Below are 24323 nucleotides of genomic sequence, written 5' to 3'. Positions count from 1 at the left end.
CTCAACCTCTCAATGCATTAAGGCGTGCAATCAGCTTCCTGATGTATGCCTGTAAGCCAAAAATCTGCTGTCTTTGCCGCTCTACTTCGTATTCGAGATCGGCGGGGGCCTGTTCAGCATCGGGCGTAAGTCTTGGGTTTCCTGCATCAGCGCTGCTGGTGGCTCCGGTATTGCCGGAATCACGCACACAGGTGGCGTTGATTCACACCCGCTTACGGCCAGCAACAATGTCAGCGCGAAGCTGATCGTTAGCAGTCTTGGCATCGGCAATAGCCTTTGTGTATTCCGTGTCGACTTGATCGCGGTCAGCAACCAGATCACGACTGAGGCGCAGAGTGTTATTCAGCGAATCAGCGCGGGCTGTTTGGGTGTTCAGTTGGTCTTGCAGTTCGGCCACATCATCTTGAGCGGCGTTTAGCCGGTATTGCTGGATGCCGAATTTTGCGACACCAGCCAATAGAAGCCAGACCCATACCGGGACCATTTTTAGGTTTGCGGTCACGACAGCCACGCACCCAGGCAGAACATCAAATCAATGATCAGCACGAATGAGCAGGCAGATAAGCTCAGCACCCAGGCAAGGAAGTCAATTTCCTGGTAACGCTTCTTCACTACATTAGCCAGCCAGATTGCTAGGCCGGTCAATACCGCGATGATGAAGTAGACAAGGATCATGCGATCACCGTTTGAAGCAACTGGACCGCGTATACCAGAACACCAGAGGCGCCAATCGCGAGAGCGGCAACAAACCGAACAACCGCAACCATCTTTTCGTCAGTCATATGGCTCATAACGTAGAACACGGCACCAATAACAATCAGTAAGAGCGCGGCCATATCGTTACCTATTGGGCTGCCATACATGCGTCATAGCGCCTGAGCTGGCGGGTCCACACTCCATGGCAACGCTTGTTGCCCGGTGTCGAGCAGTCATAGCCAGCTGCATACTTGTACTTGAGCAGGGACTTGCAGGCTTGAACGTAATTTCCAGCCAGCAGGCTTGGCCGCATCGACGATTTGCGCCATGTGCCAATGCCGTGCTGGCCGATGAAATCGATATAAACATCAAACTCTTCCTGATACAGCGTGACGCCCGGCAGTGACTTAGCCAGGTCTTGCTCATCTTTCGATATCAGGTTGCGGGCGAGAACCTCAGCCTGCTTGCGCGTGATGGTGTCACCCATCTTGACCCGCTCACCGTTTTCGTAACGGGTTGAGCCGTGGCCAATGGTTGGCACATCGCCTTCGGTTGGGATTACCGCTTGATCCGTGAAGCCTTCGTGAGCCTGCCAGGCAGAGAACCCCGCCACGCTTAACGTCAGCGCAATGACGGCGACTCGCTTGCGGATGCTCATTTTTCAGCAGCGCAGATATCGGGCTGAATCTTTTTGCTTCCATGACGAATCAGCATTTCGACTTCAAGGTCGTTCAAGCGCTTCTCACGCTTATCCTTACGGACTTGGTACACGATATTTGCAGCGAAGGTCAGCAGAGCAGTCAGGATACCGATAACGATGCCCCACTCTGTTAGCGTGAGGCCGGATATCACCGAAAGCCCCCCGCCTGCGTAACTCATAGTGCTCATTGATTTGTCGGCAACTGTGCTCATGGGCTGGTCCTTTGTCGGCCCGAGGCCAAATAGAAGCCCGCCAATTTGTGCGTGGCACACCTTCGGTCTAACGATGGCGGCAGAGGCCTGGCGAGCTAATTCAGGAATAAAAAGGCCCGTCAGTGGCGGGCAAGGGATTGCACAGCAAGTGCAAGCAAGGGTTTGGAGCGGATACTTAGTGCTTCACTTACCGGTTCTCAGATATTGCTCTCTTCTTTTGCTTGGGCTGTAAACCCTCGCAGCATCATGGTTTGCTTTTGACTTATGCCTGCCTGTTGATCGCTCATATTTACGTCTGGGCTTTCGCCCTGCCGCCATATTGCAAGACAAATGGCTAAATCCAATGTTTTCTTGGTCAAAGAAAAGCTCCTGCGGGTCCGGGCTGTCTATCCACGGGACAAGGTGCTCAATTGAAAAGGTATCCCTTGTCATAACCTCTCCACACCTAACGCATCGATCAAGGGAGAGAGAAGTCACGAGCCTCCAAAGAGTATCCTTAACGAGGCGATTGCTTGCCGTGCTTGGATTCATGCCAAGCTGCAGTTTTTTCTTATCGCTCACTCAGGAACCCTGCTAATACCTAGAACCTGAAAGAAAATCTTTAGAAGCTGAAATTCCAACAGCTCGGCTTGGAAGGCCGGCGGCTCACCTTGAGCTTACCCGCTAAATCGTAGGCATAAAAAAGCCCCGACCGGTTAGATCAGGGCTTTGGGGTGAGGCTTCTCACAATGGCTAAAAGATACCAATTAGCCCTTCATTTCGTCAAGCGGCTTCTTCGCGCTCCTTCATCCGGTCGACTACTGCGGCTACAGGGGCCAGGGTTTTTGCATCCAGTCGGTCAATATGCCGAGCCAGCTTCTCCCATGTCTCTGCCCAGTCGCGCTGCCAGTTATCAGGATGCATACGAACGCAAAGCCGATCCTCAACGAACATGCAGACTTCGGTAGGACTCATTGCTGCCCTGCCTGAAACCATGCGCTTATGAGATTGCATCGCAGCCAGGGCCATCCAGTAGGCACGCTCCCGGCGTTTCTCCGGCAGCGAATCCATGCCAGACCCTAACCATACAAGGCCATGGGCGACCGAAAGGTCCAGGCCAGTAGCTATTGGCGAATAGAGGAAGTTCCCGAAGTTCTGCAGCGTCTTTGGCAGGCTGTCGATCGCATGCATGACCAGGCCGGCGGCAAGCATGTGCGCGCAGCGTGAATCGCTCATGCGTCGGCCGCTTCGAGTTTCATGCGCCCCCGTTTTTCGCGACGGGTAGGATTTAGCTACCGGCACCCCATGCTCATTCTCGAGCATTACGATCACCTTGCCATCGCCGCCGCCAGTCTTCTTGCCGACCTTGGCCTGCTCAGCAGCAACGGCCATTACCGAGTCGCGGTTTTCGTGCATTGCGTCATGCCATGATTGACGTGCGTTTAGTAGTTTCATTATTTCTCTCCCCCTTTGAATGCCGCCTGCAATAGGGTCAATTCATCGCCATGTGGCTCGTTGTACATTTCAGGTACAACAGGGTCGCCTTCAAATCCGCAGTCCAAGCACACCAAACTTACCGAGTCCTGAAGAGTCCATCTGGTCTTATTTCCGAACCTGTCCACGTCCGTGCGTTTTCTTCCAAGTCTCCTAACACCAATGTATTGAGATTCGCATTTTGGGCATTTACCGTTTTCACCAACCAACCCATTAAGCTCTAGTCGCTTCTTTTTCTCGGCCCTCTCAAATCCCTCAGGATCTTTCTTGCGAGCCAGTTCGCTCTTGGCAAATTCGTATTTCTTTTTGCACCCGCTACAAAGCTCAGGGTGAAGTCTTGAACCTTCTTCGTGGTCACAACCTTTAAGCCATTCCGATTCGATTTCTTCTAGCTTCATCATTACCGATCTCCCCTGCCCGTCGCCGTAATCTTGCTTTCCAAATTCCGCAAACCCTTGAGGATTTTCATGAGCCTCACCCCTGACTGCTGTTTATCCGCTTGGTCGTGATGTTTTTATTCGTAATTAATGGTTACGCCGCCCCAGGCTTGCCCCCTAAGAAATGCCGTGCTTTTCTTCCAGCTCGTAAATGCTTCTGATGGACTTAGCCCATAACCTGACATATTCATGAATGGATAAGCCTCATCCATCTCACGGCTCACGCACTGATATATCGGGCTTCCCTTGCTCAGCTTCTTGATATGCGGCTTATTCATGCTGGTTCGTCCCCGCCTTCGATTACCGCCAGTGGATACGGCAGCACCTCTTGAATAATGAAAGTCATGCAGCCGACCATTTGAGCCTGCGTCATGCCGATTTCAACGCCTGCCTTGATTACCTCAACCAAAGCGTCCTCGAACTTTTCTTCGTTGCGCTCGTTGATTTCTTGAACTGATAGCGGCGCACGGATAGGGGTTACGTTGTCAGGCATGACTGGCACTCCTGCAGGTGGGTATCACAAGCCCTTTTGGCGTCATCGCAGCTTTGCCCGCCGTAGATCACGCCACCTTTGGGTGCCCGGGCCACGTACACGGTCGCGGTTTCGCTTACCTTGCTCTTGCTGATGATGTAGCCCTGGGGCGATTCGATGCGGTAGATGCTCATTTGAGTCCAGTTCATGCTGCAGCCCTCTTGAGTTCGCGCACCAGTGCCCGGTAATGGGCTGTTATCGCTTTCAGGTCGTCGATGGTGTATTTGCGCGGTGACTGGTCAGCCTCCAGCGCTTCAACTGCTTCCAGACCAATGCGAGCGATTAGGCCAATGCGGTAATCCACAGCGTTGCCTGATAAATAGCGGTTGTCCTGCTTGCTCTGTGCGTGGCAGTTGCGCTCATCAAAGCGAAGGTGAGGCGCTGAGCCGATGCTGCGATAGTGCCCTGCATCCACAGCGTTCCCTGCCCAGTCCAGAGCGCGCCCGCTTGATATGCAGTTATGACCTGCCGTCCGATCACGCCAGCGGATGAACTCATTGAAAGCCTGCTGAGCCTCTTTGACGTATTCGCCACGGCCTTTCAGCTTCTCCTTGCGAACCTTGATTTCAGCGCGCTCAACCTGAGCCAGTGCCTTGCGCTGCTTATCGCTTTTGGACTTGGCCAGCACCACCGCGCAAGCTATGCCGCATGCGACCTGCAGAGGTTTTGAAGGGGTAAAACGCTCCTTACAGCACCGGCATGTTTTTGGCTTTCGGTTGGAAATCATAAATTAGATCCCCGACCCCAGCGCTGTGATCTCCCAGACTTGCGCTGCCCCTTCCCTTTGCGCACGAATTCACCGGCAACTATTTCTTTGGCTGCTACCGCTGCAGGCAATTTGTTAAGCACGATAATGTCATCTGGATGCATGCCCAATTCGATACAGCGGTCAGCCACTGCACGAGACATGACAAAAGGTGCTGACATTAAATTAGGGGATATCTCTAAGCCGATAAGAAACGCTTGAGTTTCCGGGTGAGGGCAATACCTTTCGGACTCCCCATCTTTCAATTCATCAAGGATTGATCGTAAGTCATCAATAATTGTCATAACCTGCACTCCCGCACAACATCACGAATGCCCTGGGCGTACTGCTCTTGCTTGGCCTTTGCGGTCTGCTCAAGATTCTCCAGCACGGTATTTACTGAGCCGTTAGGGCCAAAGAAGGCTTGAGGCATACCGATTACCGAAAGAACTACACCGACTGCGAATTGACGGCCCTCTGTGCGATCAATGTTCATGCTGCCTCTCCCATGTTCACGCGCATCTTCATGTACTCACTATCTTCCGGGTGCGGCAGGTATATCCCGTGCTCAGAAGCCCAGGCATCAATGCAGGTCATGAATGAGTGCATTTCGCCTTTGTCGAGTTCGCTGGTGTGCTTCAGCTCATAGCGCTGGGTTACTTCGCCTGTTTTTAGGTTGATATCCTCGATCACCGTTTCACCCAAGAAGGTCTGCTTGAGGTTGCGCTTCATGTTCTCAGCGTTCATCGGTGCGCCAGTTGCAAAGGCCGTCTTGCCCATACTCACGAAGAACTGAGCAGCGCATTCGCACCACTTGTGAAACAGGGCGTTTTGCGGCAAAGATCGTGATGCTCCGGTGATAGCCACGTTGCACGGGAAGCCTTTTGCGCGGATAGCCGCATTGACGGCTGATAGCTCGGCAAGCGAGTTGATGCGGATTTTCTCAGCCATGAGCCACCCCGAATGCCCCGCAATCAGCAGGCAGCAACCCAGCGAACACCCTGCGCACGTCTTGCAGCTCAACCGCTGGCTCGTCCAAATGGATCAGGTGTGCAAGCTGATGAATCACGCCAACATCGCTCAAGCAGTCACTGGTCGGCGTGTCTAGCACATAGCAGATCATGCAGGCCAGATGCAGTGCCCTTGCCAGAACATGCTGCTGCTCGAACTCGCTGTCGGGCATCAGGCAAAGTTCTGCATGGGCCTCGATTAGCTCAGTAGGGCGATAAGTGAACCGCTTACCGTCGAGGATGTATTCCACGCTATCCACGGCGAGCCTCCTTGATTTCCGCGCAGTCAATGCAGAGCTGAACACCTGGCACAGCCTCTCGGCGCAGTAGCGGTATCTCGCAATCGCAGTCAATGCAGTGAGTGGCGCTATTGCCCTGAAAAACCACACGACCAGCCAGGGCGCGGCTTAGTTCTTCTGCGGCGTAGTCATTCGCCAGATCGATTACGTCAGCCATCAGGAAACCCTCGCATCTGGCCAGATAACCCGAGCGCAGCGCTGGGCTTCGGCCTTACCCATTGAAGTTGTGCCGACCATTGCGAATGAAGGCAGGTTAGGCAGGGTTATGAGCCAGCAGGTCTTATGCATTTTCGACCTCCAGCGGCATCAGCCACGCTCTGCTTGGGCTTGGGGCCTGGAATGTGCCGCCATCCTCAAGCGTGAAACGGCGCAGTTCTTTGCCGAATTTGACGAAGATCAGCTTGTCAGTGACTTTCGTGACCTTGGCCGTGACTATCCCGGCCTTGCCCTGGTCAACGTTGACGATTGAGCCTTTGGCAAGTGATCGCAAAAACTCTTGAGTTGGACGGTTCATTGCTTTGAGCCTCCAGCCAGGTGCGCAAGATGCGGCGGGAGCTCTACCCTTTTAGGGGAGACGATCGCCTTTTTCAGGGCAGCCAAGCCAGATTTGGCACCGGCCTCTGTCGCGCATCCGCCAGCCCGCTCTGGTAGTGCAAGCGGGATAGGTGAAAGCGGCTCGCCATCCATGACCATACGCACTGCAATCGCGTAATTGCGGTCAAACAGCTTTTTGCTGGCGTCTTCCGGAAGCTTGTTCAGGTTGTAAAACCCGCACTCTTTTGCCGCATGATGAACAGCTGCATGGGTCCACTTGGTAATCCCTGCCATGCAAGGGTGTGCATTGCGGATGGCTTCGCGGTAGGCCTTTTCAGCCGTGGGCAGGCCTAGCATTTCCGGGGTCGGCTGGCACCAGGCAATGAACTGGCCAATGCTCGGCGCGAACGGTGATCCACTGGTACGGCAGCGCTCGATACCAAAACGGACCTGTTCAAGCGTATTGATCCGCGCAGCCATTAATCCCTTGGTCCAGCTGCGACGGGCGGCGGTCAAAGCCTTGTCATCTGGCCAGGCCTGCCTCCAGGCCGGAAATATCGCTTGCAGCTGCCGGAATATCCTATCGACCACATCACCGGTTTGCGGGTCAACAGTGCCTAGTGGAGCCGTGGTAATGGTCTTGCTGGTGTTCGCCAGGCCTCGGCTTGCTGCTGGAGTGATTGAGCGTGCAGGCTTCATAGCTCACCCCCGTCATCTTCACGCCAGGCTTGGCTTTCGAAGTCAGGGCCATTGGCCTGTTTGGCGGGGAACTTATGAACATTGCCTGCGTTGAAGGCCTTTTCGCGAACGAACCACTTAACCAAAAGACTTACCCAGGCCTCTTGGGTTTCCAGGCGGTTTAATGGCTTGTAGTGACAGGCAAATGGGCCGATAGCTTCTTGGGTGAATAGGTCAGGGTTTAGCCCTGCTCTGAACGCATAAGCTTTGAGTAATTTAGGGCAAGGCACCCAGTCCAATGACATCTCAATCGGGTCGTTTGGGTTTATGTGGCCTTGCCCCTTAAGAGAGGCTTTTAAATCTAAATCTACATCTTCTTTAGGTAACGCAGATGTAACGGTGCTAGCGTTACTTTTGTTTGATGAAGCCCTATGGTTTGCAGCACGTTTCGCAGTCAGAAGCCTGTTTTTAGCGGTCTTGCCGTTATGCCGCTCAAAATGCGGAAGGCTTATCACCCCGTCCGCCTCAGACATCCACCCCACTGATTTCATGTACTCGCAGAAACCGGTAACGCCAACGGAACGGTCTAGTAACTTTTTAGTAACGCTCGGAGCGTTACTATTTTCCGTTTGTTGATCAAACCAGCTCCATACGCGCATAAGCTTGCCAACCACTGCATCTGGGTCGATATCTGCCAGTTCGGCAATTTGATAGACCTCAGGTTTATCCAGGGTGGTCAATTCGAACTTGATCCAGTCGCCGGCCATTACTGAGTGCTCCCTAAAGCGTACTCAGCAACACGAACCTGCTTGCCTTGTGCGTTGATGACGGCTACGGGCCGGGAACTGATCTGCATACCACTCATGCGCAGATCGTTGATACGTGCAGCCAGGCGAAAGCATGAGAACTGCTTTAAGGCCTCGCCTGCCGTAATAGACTTGCCTGCTTCAAGCCAGCTTCGAATAGCGGCGGCCTGGCTGACAGAGGTATTGATGTTTTGGTTTGTGCTGTCCATAATCACCTCACGAACTGCTGTAACGAATTAGCCACCCTGTCCGGTGGCTTTTTTGTGCCTGCGATTCAGTGAACCGCTTTCACTTGAGCGGCCTTATCGGCCATCGCCATGCAGTGAGCGGCAAGCGCCCTGCAGTGGACCTCCATCGCACCGGCATTCGATGCGTCCAAGTGATCGAACACACAATCTGCAAATACTTCACCGCCAACTCCTGCCAAGTGCCCAAGGTTGGTCGAAATACCTGCAAACACCTGCATGGCGTCGCCCGTGTCGGCAAAAACAGGGCGAACAGCCAGAAGGCCGTAACGTGCAGAGAGTTCGATCAGGCAACGTTCACGCCACTCAGGAAGCAGTGCCGTTACCCATGGCTCTTCCAGCCAAGAAGGAATTTCAACGCCGTCCTTTGCCAGCCAGCGCTCTACTCGCTTATTCCAGCGGCCGATTGCTTTGCCGTAGCCAACTTGATCGTTTGCACTGAACAGGCCGTCAAGATCAGGGACCTTTTTAAGCGCTAGTACGTCGCCACTGAAATCGGATACGCACGCCTTGTACAAAGACTCAGCGAAGTCCTCGACTGACAGGTTGGTGCGAGCCAGCATTTCAGATGCATGGGCGCGAAGTACGCAGTCGCGAGTTTGAGTGTGAGTTTCTTGTCGTAGATTCGACATTTTGTTATGGCCTCCGGCCCTCTAATCTGCGGTCATCTGATCAATTGAAAGGGGTTTCCCCATGCAACCGACCGTTGAAACACTGCAAGGCGAACTGCTCGCCCTTCGTTGCCACATCGCTGCCCTGGTTGAAGTTCTGCCGCTGTCGGCTCAGCTTCGTTTTGGCGGGCGACTTGATAAAAACTGCCTACTGCTCAGGCCTACACAGCCGAATGACGCACAGGCGGGGTTTGATCGCGCCGTTACGTCACTGGCAGCTAAGCGACCTGCTTCGTGCACAGGGACTTAGCGGTGACAAGTCCACCGGTAAGCTCTTCAGCTTTGAATGCACTCTCAGCACTCATGGAATGGATTCCAGCAAGCCAGTACGAAACCGCCGCCTGTGAAACACCGAGCGCTTTAGCTGTGTTGATTTGCCCGCCAAAGTGTTTAACGAGCGTTTCGATTGGGCTCATGACGAATCCTCAAAATAAGCACGCTTATATAGTAGAAGATAAGCAGGATTATTTGCAAGGGCATAAGCCGCCTTATAAATTTGATCGGATGAACGAACTCGGAAAACGCATCAAAGCCGCCCGTGCTCACGCCCGCCTTACTCAAAAAGAGTTAGCGGAGCGCGTAGGCATTTCGCAGCCTGTAATTTCTCAGCTTGAAAAGGGTGAGAACCTTCAGAGCGTGCACCTAATCAAGATTTCTTCTCAGTGCGGAGTAAGCCCTATTTGGCTAGAAACTGGCCGTGGAGAAATGCTTGCCCAGCAGATTGAGCCAAACGCCGAACTGATCGGTGTAATGTCAGGATGGGATAACGATACCCCGTTGCGAGATGACGAGGTCGCCATACCGCTATATAAGGAAGTCGAGATGGCAGCCGGATGTGGGGCGACACAGGTTATAGAAGCGCCCGGGCGATTGTTGCGTTTCGCTAAATCAACCCTGCGCGAAGCTGGAGTGCTTGAGCGAAACGCCGCTTGCGCTACTGTTCGCGGGCGCAGCATGGAGCGATTAATCATGGATGGCGCGACCATCGGTATTGATCGGGGCTCGGTTGATATCGAAGACGGTGAGATTTACGCCTTTGACCATGACGGCATGCTTCGGGTTAAGTATCTATATCGACTGCCAGGTGGTGGTCTGCGCATCCGTAGCGAGAATGACGAAGAGTACCCGGACGAAGTTATTTCCGCTCAGCAGGCGTCAGAGCTGCGCATTCTTGGCTGGGTCTTCTGGTGGTCAACCGTGCGCCGTCGACGTGGGCTAAGCATCGCCAAATAGAAAGGTATAAGGGATTGATATGCTCAAACTTTGGATAGGCTGCATCACCACAGCAGTAGCTATTTCTGGCTGTTCTGGCCCCGGAACTAAAACACCTGACTACCTTACAGTGACGCGGCCCAATGATTTAAAGCCGCTAACCTATAAGTACGAGAGCGGTAAGTCTGCCGCCTGGAATTTTCAAGCCCGACTAGGGACTCTAGCCTTCAGTTGTGGCCTTGAAGCTTCCTCTGGCTACCGCATTGCTCGTATGGGCATGAATGACCAGGCCGCTATCTATGCCAAATCTCTGCAGGATTGTTTCAAGCACGCCGCTGTCGACTCGGATCAGGCTGTAGAAGCTTTCAAGCAGAGTAACCCACCTAAAAATATTTTTGGCCTTGGAAAAGATCTTTACGCGAAGTGGTCGGCATACATGTCTACGCTTGGCGTTTACTCACCTCAGAACCTAGATGCAAAAAATAGCTATGAAGCGGCTCAGAGCGCCCTTCTTGCTGAAGAAAAATTCTAACCAATAAGAAGATGCCAATGCGCTCCATTAATTTTCTATCCATCGCCATAGCAGCAATGGTTATGCTTTCCGGCTGCTCGACCCGGGTTGCCGATCTAACGGTTGCCAGCACCAAGAACTTCAATACTCAATCAGGCGCCCTGACGAGCGGCAAGCGCGTAGAAGGTACCGACAGAATTGCTGTGGTATTGATTCCGCTTGGTACGCCAAGCATTGAGACTGCCATCGATAACGCTATTGAGAGCGACCGGTGTGCGGTCGGGTTGAGCGACGTAGTGCTCAGCAATAAATTCTTTGTCTTTCTGGTCGGGTACGTTGAGCTCAACGTAAAGGGAAATCTCATCCTTGATAGCTCGCAACCTGGTTGCGGCGGTACCGCTCCATCTGCGTATGCGCCACAGCGTCAGGCTCCGGCCGCGCAAAAGCCCGCAACTCCATATTCGACGCGCGAGCAACAGATTCAAAGGCTCCAGCAGCAAAACCTCCCTTACGAGGAATACCAGCGCCGGTATAAGGAGATTATGGGTGAGTAGCTTCGATGGTTGCTTCTAGAAGACTCGTAAGAGGCTCAACAAGCCTACCCAAGACCTTAAGCGCGAACTCAAGGTGCTACAGCGTAGCCTTGAGCGAACTAACATTACCATGGAGCGGAAATGCATAAAGACACTTGGCTAGACGAATGTCGCCAATGGTGCCGGCGGATCAAGTTTCTATCTGAAGATATGGAGTGGTCTGAAAAACCATCTCATAGCGGATGGCTTGAAGGCACCAGCGGGTTGCTTGATGATCGTCGCGTAACCATTCCTAACCTCTACTTCAAGGGCGAATTTCAACCCGGGAGAATGGGTGAGCGCGTCAGTTATGGGCTGATGTACCGAGAAGGTAAAGAAAAGCGCCGCGTCTTCATGCTTGAGATATGGCCGGAGCACGAGCGTTCCCATAGAGAAAAAGGAATGGACATGTTCGGGCCTCACCTCCATCTTGGTGATGAGCGTTTGGCTCAAATAACGAAAAAGGTTCGGTCATCAATCAGTGGGGCTACAGAGCGTAGATGGGTTGAGCGATTCGTACGACACGCTAGAATTATGGAAGTCAGCGGTCGTTCAATATCAACTCCTTTCGATGACGATCTATTTGGGTAAAGGTATGTGCAGTATTGGATGCGGAGATTTCTTCTCAAAATCGGGGTGGCATTGCCAAACCGTCAATGTAGGTAGTGGCCCAGCTACCTACATCAGCACGCCTATAACATTGCCGGGAGGCAAGCCCCTTGATTTCTACCTGATAAAGCGCGGAAGCCATATCGAGTTCACGGATGACGGTATAACAATCTTCGCGCTTCGCTCGCTGGGGTATGCTCTTGGCGACAAAAGGAATTGGAAAGGCCTTGAAAATCTAGGCATCCGCTACGGTTTTGAGCTAACCAGTGCAGGAGCCTTTGAAAGCGTTTTCCCTGAGAGTGATCTCGATATTTGGGGGGCGAAGATTCTTCGACTTATGGCGGCAATCGCTACCTGGGAGGAGGATAGATTCTCCGAGGGAGATACCGACTTCTCACTGACTTATGAGGTTGAGATGCTGCTCCGGGCTAAAGACCCGGAAAGGAAGCTTCTCAGGAATGCAGCTCTCCGTGTCGGCAAGATTGATGTCACCTTCGATTTCTTGTGGGGAGACACCTATGTTGATGCTGTAGCCCCGGTACAGCAATCAATAAACGCTCGACTTAGGAAGGCAGTCATCATCAATAAATCCGAAGAGCCAGTTGACGTACTGTTCATCGTTGATGATCGGGACAAGAAACAAAAAGCTGAGGATGAAATAAATGTTCTCGGCGGGCTCTCCCCGACAATATTGTTCAGTGATTTCCAAGCTCACTACAGCTCCGCTTTTCACTGATATCAACCCTTCCCCGCCTAGCACCCTAGCCCGCCACCCAGCGGGCTTTTTATTGCACGCGATTTGCCGGCCGGTAATCGCCCTGCCCTAGCCTGAAATTCCGAATCGCCGCGCCCGCATCTGAGCGGGCTTTTTTGTGCTTGTGATTTGCAGAGCCGTGCCTCGAATAAAAAATATAAGCATGCTTATTGACTCAATAAATAAGCTGGCTTATATTTGATCTCAAGCCAGCACAACGGCCCAGCCGAAAGGCGCCACTCTTTAAAAAATAGGCGCAACACAAACCGCATTGCCTCTATCGGCGACCGGCGAGCAGACAGGTGAACGAGGAAACCCTGCCAACGATGGGAACCCATACGGCTGCCGAGGGCGAAATGCCCTAACCGAGTGAATGACCTGGTACGCGAATGCGGCGTAACAAAGAATCAAATTAGCGCCCTCAGCTTCGGCTATGAGGGGCGCCGGACTTCATGCGGTGTGCCTACTTAACCAGGCGCAGGGGCTGTACGCCGCATGTCGTAATACCGATGACCGCGCAGCAACGCTGATCGAGCTGCGTGAACAGGAAGCCCCGATGCCAGCCAACTGACCACCTACGACCTGCAATCAGCAGCGGGTACGAGGCGTCTCCCCGGCGGAAGGGGATCACCGCTGACGCAATACCCCGGGCTGTCGCCAGTAGCGGGCCCGGGTTTTAGCTGCCTGATCACAAGGAGTTCCAGATGAGGCGCTAGGTTCATCACCACCACAAACCCCGCCGCGCACTACGTCGCATTTAGCGGTAGAGCATCGACCGGCAATCGCCGGGATCTCATTTGTACAGCCGGTCCCGTAACCAGCCGGGATTCACTGGTCATGAGTGCATAAAAAAAGCGCTGAGCATGAATCCGCATCCACGCCGAGTTCTTTAGGTTCCGGTCGCAACGGATACCCACTGCCGTCAGCGCTTCATTGTGTGCAAACAGAAATTTTACTTGAGCGCCTTCCATGAGGGCGCTCTGTTGATCAACGGGAGAAGCGAAATGTGCAACTGCATGACTGATACCGAGGCGCGCCTGGTTGAGCACTTCAAGGCTCAGCTTCCCGCTGACGCAACTGGAATAAAAGCCAGTCTTGGCGGGTACGGGTTGATTCTGGGAAAGAATTTTACCTCCAAGCACTATCTGGAGGCTGTTATTTAATATCAGGGCCCAAAGAAAGGTGGCGGCGAAAGAACCAAGAAAGCCAAGGCAAGCATGGTCGGGTCCTATTGCATGTTTTGTGGCGAGAAGTACGACACCTGATCAACACGCCGGGGCTTCGGCCTCGGCTGTTATTGGTGATTGATCTGAATGCAAAACCTAAACAGCTTGGGCAGGAGGTAAGGGGGAGAGCCTTGCCAGGCAAGCAAGCCGGAAATTGCAGCGCCGGCCAGATCAATCAACCAATACCAGCCAACAGAGGGCAGATAGATGGATAAGCAAGAGCTTGATCCGGAAGAGCCAGAGCTCAACGTAATGATAAAAATTGGCTCAAGCAATTTTCGCTGTAGTTGCACTTGTAATGTGTTCAGCAAAATGAAGCCGGTTGCTGAGCCAGATATCTACAAGTGCAATTCATGCGGCACGGAATATGAGTCTGCCTGAATCAGCCTAACCCCTTCATGGACCAAGGATGGCGCATAATGATGTATTGAGAATGGGTGTATCGCGCAGTGGTGATGCGCTAGTTGGGTCGCCGCGAGTGGGCGAGCGTAATCGACTAAGTCTATGTAAAGCCACACCGCGAAATCGGCAACGGTAGCGGACGGATTTTGCGAATTTGTACAAGGTCCACAAGCCGGATTCACTCCCGGCCACCCATTCTCAATACATCTTCCCTTCATGGGCCAAGGATGGCTCCCCTAATCAATTCCAGAGCGAGCGCCCGCCATTTCAACGGCGCGATACCAGAGGGCACGATCATGGACTAATTAATAGGCTCCCGAGAATGCCTTACTCGGCCACTTAAAAACCCCCGGCAATGTCGGGGGTTTCTATATCAATCAAGCGCATAAGCGAGCACTCACCATCTGAATCTTGCGGAAGGTCTGCAGGTGCCTGGGTGTTCGGCTTATGCGCTGGAGGTGAATCATGAGCCACGCAATCAGCAATGCAGGCACCTACGAAGCCAGCCTTTACTTTGCGATCGACAAAGACGAGTCACGGCGTCGGGCGCACGATCAGATGCAAGATCGGTTGCGCGATCAGCTTACCTGGTCTCAGCTCGACGAAATCATGGGCAATGCTCCAAAGGCTCAGCGCGAGGCATTCTGGTCGCACGTACTGAAAACCATGGTCGATACAGACGCCCGCCTGCTTCCCCTGCAAAACGTCAAGCCAATGGCTGAGGCGCTGCAAGATGCGGTTGCGCTGGCAATTGATGAAAAGGCCACACAGGCACTAAAGCCATGAGCGACGAGGTACTGCTGGCCAGGGCCAGGATGTCAGCTATTGAGTCGCACTACTTGAACCGAGTTTTCGACTACACGCTGCTTGCCGAGATTAACCGGCGCGGCCTGAAATTCAGCGTTAAGGGGTATGTATGACTCATCTAATCAAAAAATTATCCAGGCGTAGGACGCATGATACCAGGCCAGACATGTTCTCATGCATCGGCCTGACTACCACTGTATCGCCTGATATCTGCATGCGCCCAGAGCCATTTTCGATTACTAAAAGATTCATTCTTGAGGCAAAACTTAGTGTTTCTTTTTGGGCCAGGGAGAGGGAGGCAGATTTGTCTCAAGCCCACGAAAGTGCAATCAGCAACTTGGTAGATTTCATTTATCAAGAAGCGCGCTCAGGCATATACGAAATAAGGGACGCTATTAACTCTGGCGACCCTATAGAAGCCTTGAAAGCCTGTGCAAAACTTGAATCTATCATGTCTTATCGAGGTGATTGAATGACAGTTCCTACGATTACTGATGATCTGATCGCTGAGCTTGAGGCGGAAGCCGCTAAAGCAACGAATGGCCCATGGACAGCTGAATCCTCTCCAGTTGGCGAGCTTTACGTTTCTGGCCCATGTGACGAGTTTATTTGTGGCGCGGTCGATCATGTGCATGACGCGAACATGATCGCACTGCTTGATCCGCAAACGGTTCTCGCCCTACTCGCCGAACGCGCAGAGCTAAAGCGTAAATCGCGACGTTATGATTTTATCCGAGACCAGCATAACTATGAATTTAGCGATATCGGGGTTTCAAATGGGAATCTATTCCTAGCAAGGGAAGAAGATGGTGAGCTTGACCTTGATAGCTCGATAGATGAACTAATGGAAGCCATGCAGGAGCAACCCTCATGACCATCACAATCAATGTTCCCAAGGCCATTCAGATGACTCTGCTAATGGCCTTTTTCTTGGGCGCTATTTGGTGTTTCGCGGTTGCTGTGGTGGGTGGGTTATGAGCGGTGGAGGCGCAGAAAAGCGCAACCGTGCAATCTGCAAGCGCGCTGCAAAGTTGCGGCGCACAGGTCTTACGCTGAGCCAAGTCGCCGAGAGTACGGGCATACCAAGATCATTAATCGCTGACCGCATCAAGCTCGGTGAGCGACTGCTATCTGTTGAGGCCGACCAATGACCACTCACCAGCGCCACCGCCGCCTATCAATCTGGATCAACTCTTTACTTGGTCCTGCAATCTTCTTCGCGGCAATAGCTGTGCCGCAACTCATTAACAGTTATTTGGTTGGGAATTGACGCCATGACCGACAATTTAAAAATGTGGAAATCAGTTCAGAAGACTGACCCGGCATACACAAAAGAATATAGCGGCCCTGGTGGCTTCTCTGGCACCGCCGTTAACGCTTCCTACCTGGCAATGCGCGCCACTGACGTGTTCGGCCCCTGCGGTACTGGCTGGGGGTATGACGTGCTTGAAGACCGTTTTGATATCGGCGGACCGATTATCGATAAGACCACCAAGGAAGTGCTCTGCAACTCACAAGTGCACACCATAAAGCTGGCCTTCTGGTACTTGGGCCCCGATGGAGAGAAAAAAATCGTCATCCACTACGGGCACACGCCATTCATTACCCAAAACAAGTTCGGTGTTGCCACTGACTTTGAGGCCCCTAAAAAGTCTCTCACCGACGCCATAGGCAAGTGCCTGAGCCAGCTTGGCTTCTCTGCTGAAATCCGCCTGGGCCTCTACGACGACATTCATTATGTAAGCGAACTCAAAAATGAATCTGAAATTGAGCGCGCCGACGACAAGGTTGAAGCCAGGGAAAGACAGATTGAGGAATACCGCGAATGGCTTTCCACCAATAAGAACCTGATCGAGACAGCTCAGTCCTTGAACGAACTGAAAAAAGTTTATGCGTCGGCAATGCGGAAGCTGGAAAACCGCCGTGACGACAAAAACAAAATCGCTTTCACTCGCTCATTTGAAGCACGAAAAGCTGAGCTTGAGCCAAAAACGGAGAATGCAGCATGAGCGCTTTATACCAACTAACCGGCCAATTCAAAGAACTTTCAGCCTTGTACGAGGGCGCAGACGAAGACCTGGCCGTTGCGATACACGACACTATGGGCATGATTGAGGCTGAGTTTAATGACAAGGCTTTAGCTGTGAGCCATGTGATTCTGAACATGGACGCTGACCTGGCCGGGATAGATGCAGAGCTTGAGCGGCTAAAGGAGCGCAAGCGCCTGATGACTAACCGGCAAACAGGCATCAAGGACTATCTACGCACGAACATGGAGGCGGCAAATATCACAAAGATCACTTGCCCGCTATTCACTAACACCCTAGCCAAAGGCCGGGAATCGGTGGTGATGGACGACGAGTCTTCAATACCTGATGACTTCGTTACTATTTCCACGAACATCACTCCAGACAAGAAGGCCATCGCCGCCAAGATCAAAGATGGCGGCGAGGTGCCAGGCGCCCATGTTGAGCGCGGCCAGTCTTCAGTCAGAATCAAGTAGGAGATCACATGCCAGTTTCAGAGTTTGGCCGAATTGGCCGTGACGCAGAGCTTCGCTACACCAGCGGGCAAAACCCAACAGCCGTTTGCAGCATTCCGGTTGCCGTCGACTATGGCCGCAAAGGCGAGGATGGCAACAAGCCTACTCAGTGGTACGAGGTTACGCGATGGGAGAGCAAAGCCGAGGCGCTTGCTACTTATCTAACCAAAGGAAAGCAGGTTTTTTCTCTGGCACTGACCTGCATATCGAGCAGTTCAACAAGGCAGACGGAAGTCCCGGTGTGAAACTGGTTTGCCGCTGCAGTGAAATCAAGTTTGCCAGTGATGGCCAGAACCAGCAGCGCCAGGCTCAACCACAGGCCGGGCGAAATCAGGCTCAGCGCACTAGGCAGCGCACCCAGCAGCAAGAGCCTGAGCGCACCGTGAATACGGACTTCGACAGCTACGATGATGACATCCCCTTTGCCGACCCCTATCGCGGCACGCGCTGCCTTATCTGCTAACTGACCAGGCCTCACAAGAGGCCTTTTCTTTGCCCGAGGTAATCATGAATACCAACTTCCACGAGTGCGAGCATAGCCATGATGTGCTGACTCGCCATGAGCGTGACCTTAATTCAAGCATCAAGAACTTGCTCGACCCGAGAGTTCAAGAGCAATGGGATGCGGGCGACCATGAGCGCGCTTGCAAAACAATCGCCAACCTTCGAGCGCAGATCAAGTGGGTTGAGGGCCGGCGCAGTTCGTTGATTAACGGAATGCTTGCGGCGTGACCTGTTCAGTTCAGTGCCTGATCAACTCAGCAGGCACGCACACCACCCCAAAAGGTACGCGCCCAAGTAAGCCGGTCAGATGGGATGTATCTATCTGGCTGGTTAAGCCTGACGGCGTAAAGAACTGCCATTCAATGACTGTGCCTAGCGCGCTGATGTTCGACCTGGTGCCGCTGGTTAATGAGCGGGTCCAGGCGCTAATCACTGAGCATGGGAGCACGGTTATAAGCGCTGGATGGCTGGCACATGGGCGCGGCAGCAAGAGGAAGAAGTAATGGCAGTAACAGCATTGGAACGAAAGCGCCAACAGCGCGAGCGCGACAAGCTTACCGAAGAAGAACGCTTGTCACGCTGCAAGTCACGAACGTTAAAGCTAGATCTGTTCAAGGCGACCGACGCCAAGTTGATCGAGATCATGGCCCGCTTGGATATCGAAGAACCGCAAGACGTTCTCACTCGCCTGGTCCATGGCGCATCGCGTCTTGATGACGAATCGCTGCAAGAGCTGACCGCGCTTTAGTGTCACGGCGATAGGTCACGCATCGTTGAGGATTGATTATGGCCTCTGAGCTATCCCAAGCAGCAAAAGCGATCTGCGAAAAGCACTACAACTTCAAATCACGCTCAAGCTGCAATCCCTGCCCGCTTAGGGCTGAGTGCCACAAGCCTTGCCAGCATCTCAATCAAGCATCACTAGATGAATGGCGCGACCGAGTTAACCGTCTAGCTGAGCCACTGCCCCACGGCCAGGCAGAGTGCCTAAAGGGTCAAGCCGAAGTGTTTTAACCCTTCCCAATTCCCCGATCACGCCAATGGCGAGGCTATGCCATGCCTGTCCGAATATTCTTCCGAACTTCTCCCCACCTCCCTATCACTGAATGCCGGTGTTTGCGTTGTACGCCGGTTAAGGAGTAGCCCATGACTTCAATGAAGAAGCCCGCACCGTTCGACTTCAAAACCCAGTACAACCTTGGCTTTAACCCGCAAGACGAAGAGATTGTTGTCGACTTCTTCTGTGGCGGCGGCGGTGCCGGAACCGGCTTAGAGATGGGCCTGGGTCGCAAAGTGGACGTAGCCAAGAACCACAGTCCGGCCGCGATCAGCATGCACACGGTCAATCACCCTGGCACCAAGCACTTCACCACTGACGTGTTCGACGGTGATCCTGATACCGAGTGCGGCGGAAAGCCGGTCGGCTGGTTTCAAATGAGCCCTGTTTCCACCCATCACAGCCAGGCAGCAGGTGGCCAGCCACGCAAGCGTGAGATTCGCAACCTTTCATGGATCGGCATCAAGTGGGGAGGCAAGAAGCGCCCTCGGGTGATCAGCCTTGAGAACGTCAAGCAGATCCTGCAATGGGGGCCTTTGGTAGCTAAACGCTGCAAGGTAACTGGCCGCGTTGTGACCCTGGACCAGGTGCCGCACCCGACTAAGAAGGGAAAGACCACCAACCGCATAGCCGGGCCAGGCGAACAGGTACCTGTGTCCAATCAGTTCTTGGTGCCAGACCCAAAACGCCGTGGGCAAACATGGAGGCGCTTTGTTGCCCTGCTTGAAGGCATGGGCTACGCGGTTGAGTGGAATGTGATCAAGGCCTGTGACTTTGGGGCTCCAACCAGCCGTGAACGCCTGTTCATGATTGCCCGCTGTGATGGTCAGCCGATTGTGTGGCCAGAGCCTACACATGCCAAGAAGCCAACCAAGGGCCAGCAGAAGTGGCGCACAGCCGCTGAGTGCATCGACTTCAGCGATCTGGGCAAGAGCATTTTCGGCCGCAAAAAAGAATTGGCACCAGCAACCAAGAGCCGGATCGCCAAGGGCATGAAGAAGTTCGTGATCGACAGCCTTTCACCCTTCATTGTGCCAATCGCGAATTGGTCAAGCGAGTCAGTACAACCTGGTAGCGAGCCGCTTCGCACTATTACCTCATATCCGAAAGGCGGGGCGTTCAGCGTGGTCAGCCCGGTAATGGTCGGCGCTGGTGGCCCGGTATACGCCGGAGAGCCGGTAGCTGCGGATAAGCCTCTCGGCACATTGTTGGCGCGTGGTCACCGCGCTCTCGCCGCTGCACATCTGGTGAAGTTCCGGTTTGCGGAAGAAGGCAACTCTCTCGCCGAACCGCTGCCGACCATTACCAGCGGCGGTAACTACCAGCGCCCTGCCGGCGCTGCGCACGCCATGGGCATTTCAACCGTGTTCATGGCTCAAATGAATGGCGGTTTCAACACCACCCACGCCAAAGGCATGGATGAGCCAATGACTACGGTGACCAACACCGGCAGCCAGCAGCAACTTGCCGTGGCCAACCTGGTGCACCTGCGTGGCAACTGTGACGCGCGAGACGCCGACGAGCCACTGCACACCATCAGCGCCGGCGGGCAGCACCATGGAGTAGTAGGCGCATTCATGGAGCGTGCTTTCGGTGCAAGTGTTGGCCAGGGCCTGGATGAACCGGCGCCGACCATTACGGCAGGTGGTGGCGGCAAGAGTTCGATGGTGGCGCTCAAGCTTTCGCCCGAGCATGAAGAAGGCGCCCTTCGCGTTGCTGCATTCCTGATCAGCTACTACGGCACAGAGAACGTCAGCGCTTGCGATCAACCAGCACCGACCGTAACGACCAAGGACCGACTTGCCTTGGTCACCGTCATGATCCAGGGCACGCCCTACGTAATCGTTGATATCTGCCTGAGGATGTTGAAGCCCCAAGAACTGTACAAGGCCCAGGGCTTCCCAGCCGACTACCGCATAAGCCATGGGGCCGATGGCAAGCCTTTCACCATCACTCAACAGGTCCATATGTGCGGCAACAGCGTCAGCCCTCCCCCTATGGCTGCATTGGCTCGGGCAAATGATCCTTGGCAGTACCAGGAACGCAGTATCGAGGCCGCTTAACTTCGGAGTAACCCTATGCACCCTCTTATCCATGTGGCCGGTTCATACCGTGCAGCCACCCGCGAAGCTATTGCCGAAAACATTGAGGCAGCGCGCCAAGTTGGCATCAAGTGCGCTCGCCTCGGCTGGTATCCGGTTATCCCCCATACGAACACCGGCCACATGGAAACAGAGGCGCCGGGCTCTGACGATGACTTCTGGCTGTCTTGCACGCTTTAGCTGATGAAGCGCTGCGATGCTGTGGTGGTCGTTGCTGGTAGCGAGAAAAGCGAAGGCACCCAGGGCGAGATTGAGAAAGCACGCAGCATGAAGATACCGGTTTTTGAAAGCATCGATCTGGTGCCAGGCGCCAATGAGTACCTGGTGCTTATTTTCGGATCGGAGCATGTGGCATGAACGGCATGATCGAAAGCCCCAAGGTCCGCGAAATAAACGAACTCTGCGCAGGCCTTCCCCGGACTGCCCTGCAGGTCACAACCAATAAAGCGTATCAGGTGATCCGAATCGTTCCCGGTCAATTCGTAGACGTGCGCGACACAGAGCGCAGGCCTAAGCGTGTTGAGTGGGATGACTGGGTTAATGCTGATATTTGGAGGATGGTATGAGTGAAGTTAAGCGCTGCGCGGCATGCGGAAAAGAGAAGCCAGTAATAGAAATGAAAGTCTGCATGCACAACCAAATGCATCAGTACGTGTGCGACTCAAAGTGCATGAGCGATTTTTATAATCTACCAAAGAAGCAATCCGCTAAAGAAATAGAGGAAATGGTCGCAAAGCAGGCGCAGGAGATTGAGCGGCTTAATGCGCTGCTATCCCGCGACCCGAATGTGATTGTCAATGAGCTGCGCCAATCACGGCTCAGCATAGACACTCCAAACCAGTACAAGCAGGACTTAATAGACTGCATCATCGGCGCTATGGCGTTTGGATTTCAGAATACAAATCCACCGCCAGAAGGTCACTGGGGTAAACAGTTTTGGGGTATTGGCCGCGAAGAAGGCAAGCGGCAGGAAGAACTTACCACAGAGCTTGAGCAACTGAAGAAGGCGAGCGCTGGCGTGGATAAGCGCGAGGCATTTGAGGCTGCATATAGTGGCGAGTACGCCACGCCTATCTCGGTGCTCAAACTGTTGCGTGACGGGGACGCCTACCTTGAAAAGTCACATCACAGCGACCGACTTAACAGCTCTTGGTGGATGTGGAAGCAAGCCCGCGCCCAGTTATCCGCCCCGTCATCCATCCCCGCCACGCACGTAGCTGTAGAGCGGGAGTTGCCGCCGTTCGCGCAGAAGATAATCGCCAAGCTAAAGCGGTTTGAGGAATGTACGGACGATGGGCAGGACGCTGACATTGGCCGCCACTGGCTTTTTCTTCTTACCCAGCTTGGCCTGTTAAACCGCATACAGCGCAGTCCTGCCATGTGGGAGATTTCTCAGCAAGGTGAAGACGCCATCCTATCAAGCAAAGGCGGTGACCAGTCATGATCGAGACTCAACAGTACAAACTGAAAGCAATGGCAAAGAACTACGCTGGCGGTCATAACTGGGATCATTTGGACGGCGATACGTGCAGCAAAGCAGCCGAGGAAATCGGCACCCTCCGCCCCGCCAACCAGCGGCTAGAAGCTCAGCGGGACGCGATTCTGTTGCAGGCGCAATGCTGGGCTGGCGAGGCAAAAACACAGCAGTCCATCACGCGGGAGGTTGGCGATCTGCTGGGCGGCATTCCTAACTGGGGGCCGATTGCCGATAGAGTTGCCGCGATTGTTGCTGACAGGCAGCGGCTAGAGGGTGAGGTTAAGCGGTTGCGGGAGGCGCTAGAGCGGATAACGCGAGTTGCCGGGACGCCTGAATATGTCTGGAACATCGCTAAGGAAGCCCTATCAACTGCCAATGGCGAGGTGACGGGATGAGTGACTGGTATGTTGTTTGGCTCGCGGCGTGCGGTATCCCGGTTCAAGCATGGATTGGCTGGAAGATTGGTCAAGGGCTTGTTAAGGCTGGATGGTCCGCCTGCTGCGCCGTTAGCGTTTGTCGATGGGGTATGGCTGTTGGGGCTGTCCATGGTTACAAATATTCAAAGTGGCGATGGGTTCCAGTGCTTCTTGTTGCTGAGTGGTGGTCATTCTTCACTTCGACATATGGCAGCATAGAAATCCGTAGCCAGGGAGGCGCGTGGTACGGAGTCGGAAATTGGTCAGTGTTCCCAAAGAATGGGCCGCGCCATGACGCCATGCTCGCAGCAGCGCAGGAGGGTGAGTGATGAAATTAACCGCCAACCAAATAGTTGTTCTAGATGAACTGCGCCGGCGCTGCCGTGCAAATCCATTTAAGCACCAAAACCAATCTGAACATTTGTTCGAGCTGGCTGTGCAGTGCTTTAGGCTGGGCGACAAAGCGTGCGTGTATGGCATGGGCGCGCTTTCCTGGGGCATGGCCAATACGGTCGGAATGCCAGCAGGAAAAGTGCTGCGTATCCTCAAGTCATTGAAGGCTAAAGGCCTGGTTATTACCGAGGAAGACGACGGCTACCAGCGCCCGCGTTACTGGTGGGCAGTCGGTATTGCCGAAGAATTGAGCGCAAAGCTCGGCGCAGGAGTCTAAGCGATGAATAAGCAAAAAGGATTCATTCGAATAACGACCGGCGAAATGCTGTTTATCTGCTCGGTTATCGGCGCTATTGGTTGGGCTGTGATAAGCGGCCTTGGCTGGATACTGTCCCATCTAACTATCGGTTGGGCGTGGTGAATTTCAAGCAAAGCCAAGCGCAAAGCTCGGCGGATGAATAGGAGGCGGAAGTGATGAATCGCGCAAGCCCAATCGATCTACGCAAATCACTCGAGGCAGCTCATCAACTTGTTAAGGCCGGTATTGCCTTCGTGCCTATGCCAGCCAGCAGTCCAGAAGAACTCGCAGAGCTTCAGCAGCAAATGCTTGCTCGACTTGATGCGATGGAAGCCGAGTAACCACCCCACCCTCGCTGCATAGCTCAAACCCCTATCTATTAATCACTGCCTGATGGCGGTAA

Annotated in this window: 46 protein-coding genes and 1 pseudogene; 24 read left to right on the top strand and 23 right to left on the bottom strand. The window is 53.6% G+C overall.

Annotated features, from left to right (window positions below; all coding sequences use genetic code 11):
• Position 1: 1 nt before the first annotated feature.
• The 23 genes and pseudogenes from PSES9_RS25705 to PSES9_RS0111005 form a co-directional block, all read right to left on the bottom strand.
• Positions 2–484: pseudogene (locus PSES9_RS25705) on the bottom strand (lysis system i-spanin subunit Rz).
• A 14-nt stretch (positions 485–498) separates the two neighbouring features.
• Positions 499–675 (bottom strand): hypothetical protein, encoded by a 177-nt coding sequence (locus PSES9_RS25050; RefSeq protein ID WP_157998241.1) that lies wholly within the window; start codon positions 673–675, stop codon positions 499–501.
• On the bottom strand, positions 672–836 hold the full coding sequence (locus tag PSES9_RS25045) for a hypothetical protein (protein ID WP_157998240.1): 165 nt from the start codon (positions 834–836) through the stop codon (positions 672–674). Before PSES9_RS25045 ends, PSES9_RS25050 begins: the two co-directional genes overlap by 4 nt.
• Before the next feature lie 8 nt (positions 837–844).
• Positions 845–1354, bottom strand: coding sequence for a glycoside hydrolase family protein (locus tag PSES9_RS0111100; RefSeq protein WP_010486902.1), 510 nt, complete (start codon positions 1352–1354; stop codon positions 845–847).
• Positions 1351–1608, bottom strand: a complete 258-nt coding sequence (locus PSES9_RS23395; RefSeq protein ID WP_010486899.1) for an HP1 family phage holin — start codon at positions 1606–1608, stop codon at positions 1351–1353. Before PSES9_RS23395 ends, PSES9_RS0111100 begins: the two co-directional genes overlap by 4 nt.
• Before the next feature lie 197 nt (positions 1609–1805).
• Complete coding sequence (locus PSES9_RS25040; protein WP_157998239.1) at positions 1806–1967, bottom strand: hypothetical protein; 162 nt, start codon at positions 1965–1967, stop codon at positions 1806–1808.
• Between the two features lie 403 nt (positions 1968–2370).
• Positions 2371–3042, bottom strand: a complete 672-nt coding sequence (locus PSES9_RS0111085) for a hypothetical protein (RefSeq protein WP_010486896.1) — start codon at positions 3040–3042, stop codon at positions 2371–2373.
• The gene (locus PSES9_RS0111080) at positions 3042–3482 is read right to left on the bottom strand and encodes a hypothetical protein (RefSeq protein ID WP_010486894.1); all 441 of its coding nucleotides are present in this window, start codon (positions 3480–3482) and stop codon (positions 3042–3044) included. Before PSES9_RS0111080 ends, PSES9_RS0111085 begins: the two co-directional genes overlap by 1 nt.
• 113 nt (positions 3483–3595) lie before the next feature.
• Positions 3596–3796, bottom strand: coding sequence for a hypothetical protein (locus PSES9_RS0111075; protein ID WP_010486893.1), 201 nt, complete (start codon positions 3794–3796; stop codon positions 3596–3598).
• Positions 3793–4011: a hypothetical protein gene (locus PSES9_RS0111070; RefSeq protein ID WP_010486891.1), complete on the bottom strand. Its 219-nt coding sequence runs from the start codon at positions 4009–4011 to the stop codon at positions 3793–3795. Before PSES9_RS0111070 ends, PSES9_RS0111075 begins: the two co-directional genes overlap by 4 nt.
• On the bottom strand, positions 3996–4199 hold the full coding sequence (locus PSES9_RS0111065) for a hypothetical protein (protein WP_029529503.1): 204 nt from the start codon (positions 4197–4199) through the stop codon (positions 3996–3998). The genes PSES9_RS0111070 and PSES9_RS0111065 overlap by 16 nt, the downstream gene beginning before the upstream one ends.
• A complete protein-coding gene (locus PSES9_RS0111060; RefSeq protein WP_029529502.1) occupies positions 4196–4777 on the bottom strand; it encodes a recombination protein NinG in 582 nt (193 codons plus the stop codon). The genes PSES9_RS0111065 and PSES9_RS0111060 overlap by 4 nt, the downstream gene beginning before the upstream one ends.
• Positions 4774–5100 carry a hypothetical protein gene (locus PSES9_RS0111055; protein ID WP_010486886.1) on the bottom strand — a complete coding sequence of 109 codons (327 nt, stop codon included), beginning with the start codon at positions 5098–5100 and terminating at the stop codon, positions 4774–4776. Before PSES9_RS0111055 ends, PSES9_RS0111060 begins: the two co-directional genes overlap by 4 nt.
• Complete coding sequence (locus PSES9_RS0111050; protein WP_010486884.1) at positions 5097–5291, bottom strand: hypothetical protein; 195 nt, start codon at positions 5289–5291, stop codon at positions 5097–5099. The genes PSES9_RS0111055 and PSES9_RS0111050 overlap by 4 nt, the downstream gene beginning before the upstream one ends.
• The gene (locus PSES9_RS0111045) at positions 5288–5746 is read right to left on the bottom strand and encodes a recombination protein NinB (protein ID WP_010486882.1); all 459 of its coding nucleotides are present in this window, start codon (positions 5744–5746) and stop codon (positions 5288–5290) included. The genes PSES9_RS0111050 and PSES9_RS0111045 overlap by 4 nt, the downstream gene beginning before the upstream one ends.
• Positions 5739–6065 (bottom strand): hypothetical protein, encoded by a 327-nt coding sequence (locus tag PSES9_RS23390; RefSeq protein ID WP_010486880.1) that lies wholly within the window; start codon positions 6063–6065, stop codon positions 5739–5741. The genes PSES9_RS0111045 and PSES9_RS23390 overlap by 8 nt, the downstream gene beginning before the upstream one ends.
• Positions 6058–6261 (bottom strand): TraR/DksA family transcriptional regulator, encoded by a 204-nt coding sequence (locus PSES9_RS0111035; RefSeq protein ID WP_010486879.1) that lies wholly within the window; start codon positions 6259–6261, stop codon positions 6058–6060. Before PSES9_RS0111035 ends, PSES9_RS23390 begins: the two co-directional genes overlap by 8 nt.
• A gap of 123 nt (positions 6262–6384) precedes the next feature.
• A complete protein-coding gene (locus PSES9_RS0111030) occupies positions 6385–6618 on the bottom strand; it encodes a hypothetical protein (protein WP_010486877.1) in 234 nt (77 codons plus the stop codon).
• Complete coding sequence (locus PSES9_RS23385; RefSeq protein WP_010486875.1) at positions 6615–7337, bottom strand: replication protein P; 723 nt, start codon at positions 7335–7337, stop codon at positions 6615–6617. The genes PSES9_RS0111030 and PSES9_RS23385 overlap by 4 nt, the downstream gene beginning before the upstream one ends.
• Entirely contained in the window at positions 7334–8083 is a 750-nt protein-coding gene (locus PSES9_RS24290; RefSeq protein WP_010486874.1) for a DnaT-like ssDNA-binding domain-containing protein, read from the bottom strand. Before PSES9_RS24290 ends, PSES9_RS23385 begins: the two co-directional genes overlap by 4 nt.
• Positions 8083–8331, bottom strand: a complete 249-nt coding sequence (locus PSES9_RS23375) for a helix-turn-helix domain-containing protein (RefSeq protein ID WP_010486873.1) — start codon at positions 8329–8331, stop codon at positions 8083–8085. Before PSES9_RS23375 ends, PSES9_RS24290 begins: the two co-directional genes overlap by 1 nt.
• A gap of 65 nt (positions 8332–8396) precedes the next feature.
• Positions 8397–8999 carry a hypothetical protein gene (locus PSES9_RS23370; protein ID WP_138943081.1) on the bottom strand — a complete coding sequence of 201 codons (603 nt, stop codon included), beginning with the start codon at positions 8997–8999 and terminating at the stop codon, positions 8397–8399.
• 257 nt (positions 9000–9256) lie between these two features.
• On the bottom strand, positions 9257–9454 hold the full coding sequence (locus PSES9_RS0111005) for a transcriptional regulator (RefSeq protein ID WP_010486870.1): 198 nt from the start codon (positions 9452–9454) through the stop codon (positions 9257–9259).
• Here PSES9_RS0111005 and PSES9_RS0111000 point away from each other — a divergent pair.
• The 24 genes from PSES9_RS0111000 (at position 9453) to PSES9_RS24825 (ending at position 24261) form a co-directional block, all read left to right on the top strand.
• Positions 9453–10271, top strand: coding sequence for a S24 family peptidase (locus PSES9_RS0111000; RefSeq protein WP_010486869.1), 819 nt, complete (start codon positions 9453–9455; stop codon positions 10269–10271). The genes PSES9_RS0111005 and PSES9_RS0111000 overlap by 2 nt on opposite strands.
• Before the next feature lie 19 nt (positions 10272–10290).
• Positions 10291–10782, top strand: a complete 492-nt coding sequence (locus PSES9_RS24905) for a hypothetical protein (RefSeq protein WP_010486867.1) — start codon at positions 10291–10293, stop codon at positions 10780–10782.
• A gap of 17 nt (positions 10783–10799) precedes the next feature.
• The gene (locus PSES9_RS0110990) at positions 10800–11315 is read left to right on the top strand and encodes a hypothetical protein (RefSeq protein ID WP_010486865.1); all 516 of its coding nucleotides are present in this window, start codon (positions 10800–10802) and stop codon (positions 11313–11315) included.
• Positions 11316–11435: 120 nt separating this feature from the next.
• Positions 11436–11924 (top strand): hypothetical protein, encoded by a 489-nt coding sequence (locus PSES9_RS24900; RefSeq protein ID WP_138943079.1) that lies wholly within the window; start codon positions 11436–11438, stop codon positions 11922–11924.
• Between the two features lie 4 nt (positions 11925–11928).
• Entirely contained in the window at positions 11929–12678 is a 750-nt protein-coding gene (locus tag PSES9_RS0110980) for a DUF1828 domain-containing protein (protein WP_138943077.1), read from the top strand.
• A 1034-nt stretch (positions 12679–13712) separates the two neighbouring features.
• Entirely contained in the window at positions 13713–13859 is a 147-nt protein-coding gene (locus PSES9_RS25035) for a hypothetical protein (RefSeq protein ID WP_157998238.1), read from the top strand.
• Positions 13860–14789: 930 nt separating this feature from the next.
• On the top strand, positions 14790–15110 hold the full coding sequence (locus PSES9_RS0110965; protein WP_010486861.1) for a hypothetical protein: 321 nt from the start codon (positions 14790–14792) through the stop codon (positions 15108–15110).
• A complete protein-coding gene (locus tag PSES9_RS25030) occupies positions 15107–15244 on the top strand; it encodes a hypothetical protein (RefSeq protein WP_010486860.1) in 138 nt (45 codons plus the stop codon). Before PSES9_RS0110965 ends, PSES9_RS25030 begins: the two co-directional genes overlap by 4 nt.
• Positions 15241–15603 (top strand): hypothetical protein, encoded by a 363-nt coding sequence (locus PSES9_RS0110955; RefSeq protein WP_010486859.1) that lies wholly within the window; start codon positions 15241–15243, stop codon positions 15601–15603. The genes PSES9_RS25030 and PSES9_RS0110955 overlap by 4 nt, the downstream gene beginning before the upstream one ends.
• Complete coding sequence (locus PSES9_RS0110950) at positions 15604–16005, top strand: hypothetical protein (RefSeq protein ID WP_010486858.1); 402 nt, start codon at positions 15604–15606, stop codon at positions 16003–16005.
• 400 nt (positions 16006–16405) lie between these two features.
• On the top strand, positions 16406–17140 hold the full coding sequence (locus PSES9_RS0110940) for a hypothetical protein (protein WP_010486856.1): 735 nt from the start codon (positions 16406–16408) through the stop codon (positions 17138–17140).
• Positions 17137–17634 carry a siphovirus Gp157 family protein gene (locus PSES9_RS0110935; RefSeq protein WP_010486855.1) on the top strand — a complete coding sequence of 166 codons (498 nt, stop codon included), beginning with the start codon at positions 17137–17139 and terminating at the stop codon, positions 17632–17634. The genes PSES9_RS0110940 and PSES9_RS0110935 overlap by 4 nt, the downstream gene beginning before the upstream one ends.
• A gap of 8 nt (positions 17635–17642) precedes the next feature.
• On the top strand, positions 17643–17918 hold the full coding sequence (locus PSES9_RS25295; RefSeq protein ID WP_010486854.1) for a single-stranded DNA-binding protein: 276 nt from the start codon (positions 17643–17645) through the stop codon (positions 17916–17918).
• Complete coding sequence (locus tag PSES9_RS25290; protein WP_010486853.1) at positions 17915–18136, top strand: hypothetical protein; 222 nt, start codon at positions 17915–17917, stop codon at positions 18134–18136. The genes PSES9_RS25295 and PSES9_RS25290 overlap by 4 nt, the downstream gene beginning before the upstream one ends.
• Positions 18137–18180: 44 nt before the next feature.
• The gene (locus tag PSES9_RS0110920) at positions 18181–18405 is read left to right on the top strand and encodes a hypothetical protein (RefSeq protein ID WP_029529496.1); all 225 of its coding nucleotides are present in this window, start codon (positions 18181–18183) and stop codon (positions 18403–18405) included.
• A gap of 274 nt (positions 18406–18679) precedes the next feature.
• On the top strand, positions 18680–18925 hold the full coding sequence (locus PSES9_RS0110910) for a hypothetical protein (RefSeq protein ID WP_010486850.1): 246 nt from the start codon (positions 18680–18682) through the stop codon (positions 18923–18925).
• 398 nt (positions 18926–19323) lie between these two features.
• Complete coding sequence (locus tag PSES9_RS0110905) at positions 19324–21297, top strand: DNA cytosine methyltransferase (RefSeq protein WP_010486849.1); 1974 nt, start codon at positions 19324–19326, stop codon at positions 21295–21297.
• A gap of 15 nt (positions 21298–21312) precedes the next feature.
• Positions 21313–21516, top strand: coding sequence for a hypothetical protein (locus PSES9_RS0110900; RefSeq protein ID WP_010486848.1), 204 nt, complete (start codon positions 21313–21315; stop codon positions 21514–21516).
• Between the two features lie 3 nt (positions 21517–21519).
• Positions 21520–21693 (top strand): hypothetical protein, encoded by a 174-nt coding sequence (locus tag PSES9_RS25025; protein ID WP_010486847.1) that lies wholly within the window; start codon positions 21520–21522, stop codon positions 21691–21693.
• 205 nt (positions 21694–21898) lie between these two features.
• Entirely contained in the window at positions 21899–22780 is an 882-nt protein-coding gene (locus PSES9_RS24285; RefSeq protein ID WP_010486843.1) for a hypothetical protein, read from the top strand.
• Positions 22777–23208 (top strand): hypothetical protein, encoded by a 432-nt coding sequence (locus PSES9_RS0110880; RefSeq protein WP_010486841.1) that lies wholly within the window; start codon positions 22777–22779, stop codon positions 23206–23208. The genes PSES9_RS24285 and PSES9_RS0110880 overlap by 4 nt, the downstream gene beginning before the upstream one ends.
• Before the next feature lie 349 nt (positions 23209–23557).
• Positions 23558–23899 (top strand): hypothetical protein, encoded by a 342-nt coding sequence (locus PSES9_RS0110870; protein WP_010486838.1) that lies wholly within the window; start codon positions 23558–23560, stop codon positions 23897–23899.
• Positions 23900–23902: 3 nt separating this feature from the next.
• Entirely contained in the window at positions 23903–24043 is a 141-nt protein-coding gene (locus PSES9_RS25020) for a hypothetical protein (RefSeq protein WP_157998237.1), read from the top strand.
• Positions 24044–24096: 53 nt separating this feature from the next.
• Entirely contained in the window at positions 24097–24261 is a 165-nt protein-coding gene (locus PSES9_RS24825) for a DUF1382 family protein (protein WP_010486835.1), read from the top strand.
• Positions 24262–24323: the final 62 nt, after the last annotated feature.

The sequence above is a fragment of the Pseudomonas sp. S9 genome, assembly GCF_000222125.1.
GTDB lineage: Bacteria > Pseudomonadota > Gammaproteobacteria > Pseudomonadales > Pseudomonadaceae > Aquipseudomonas > Aquipseudomonas segetis.
The sequence above is the reverse complement of the archived record's forward strand: the minus strand, read 5'-3'. Positions and strand labels throughout refer to the sequence as shown.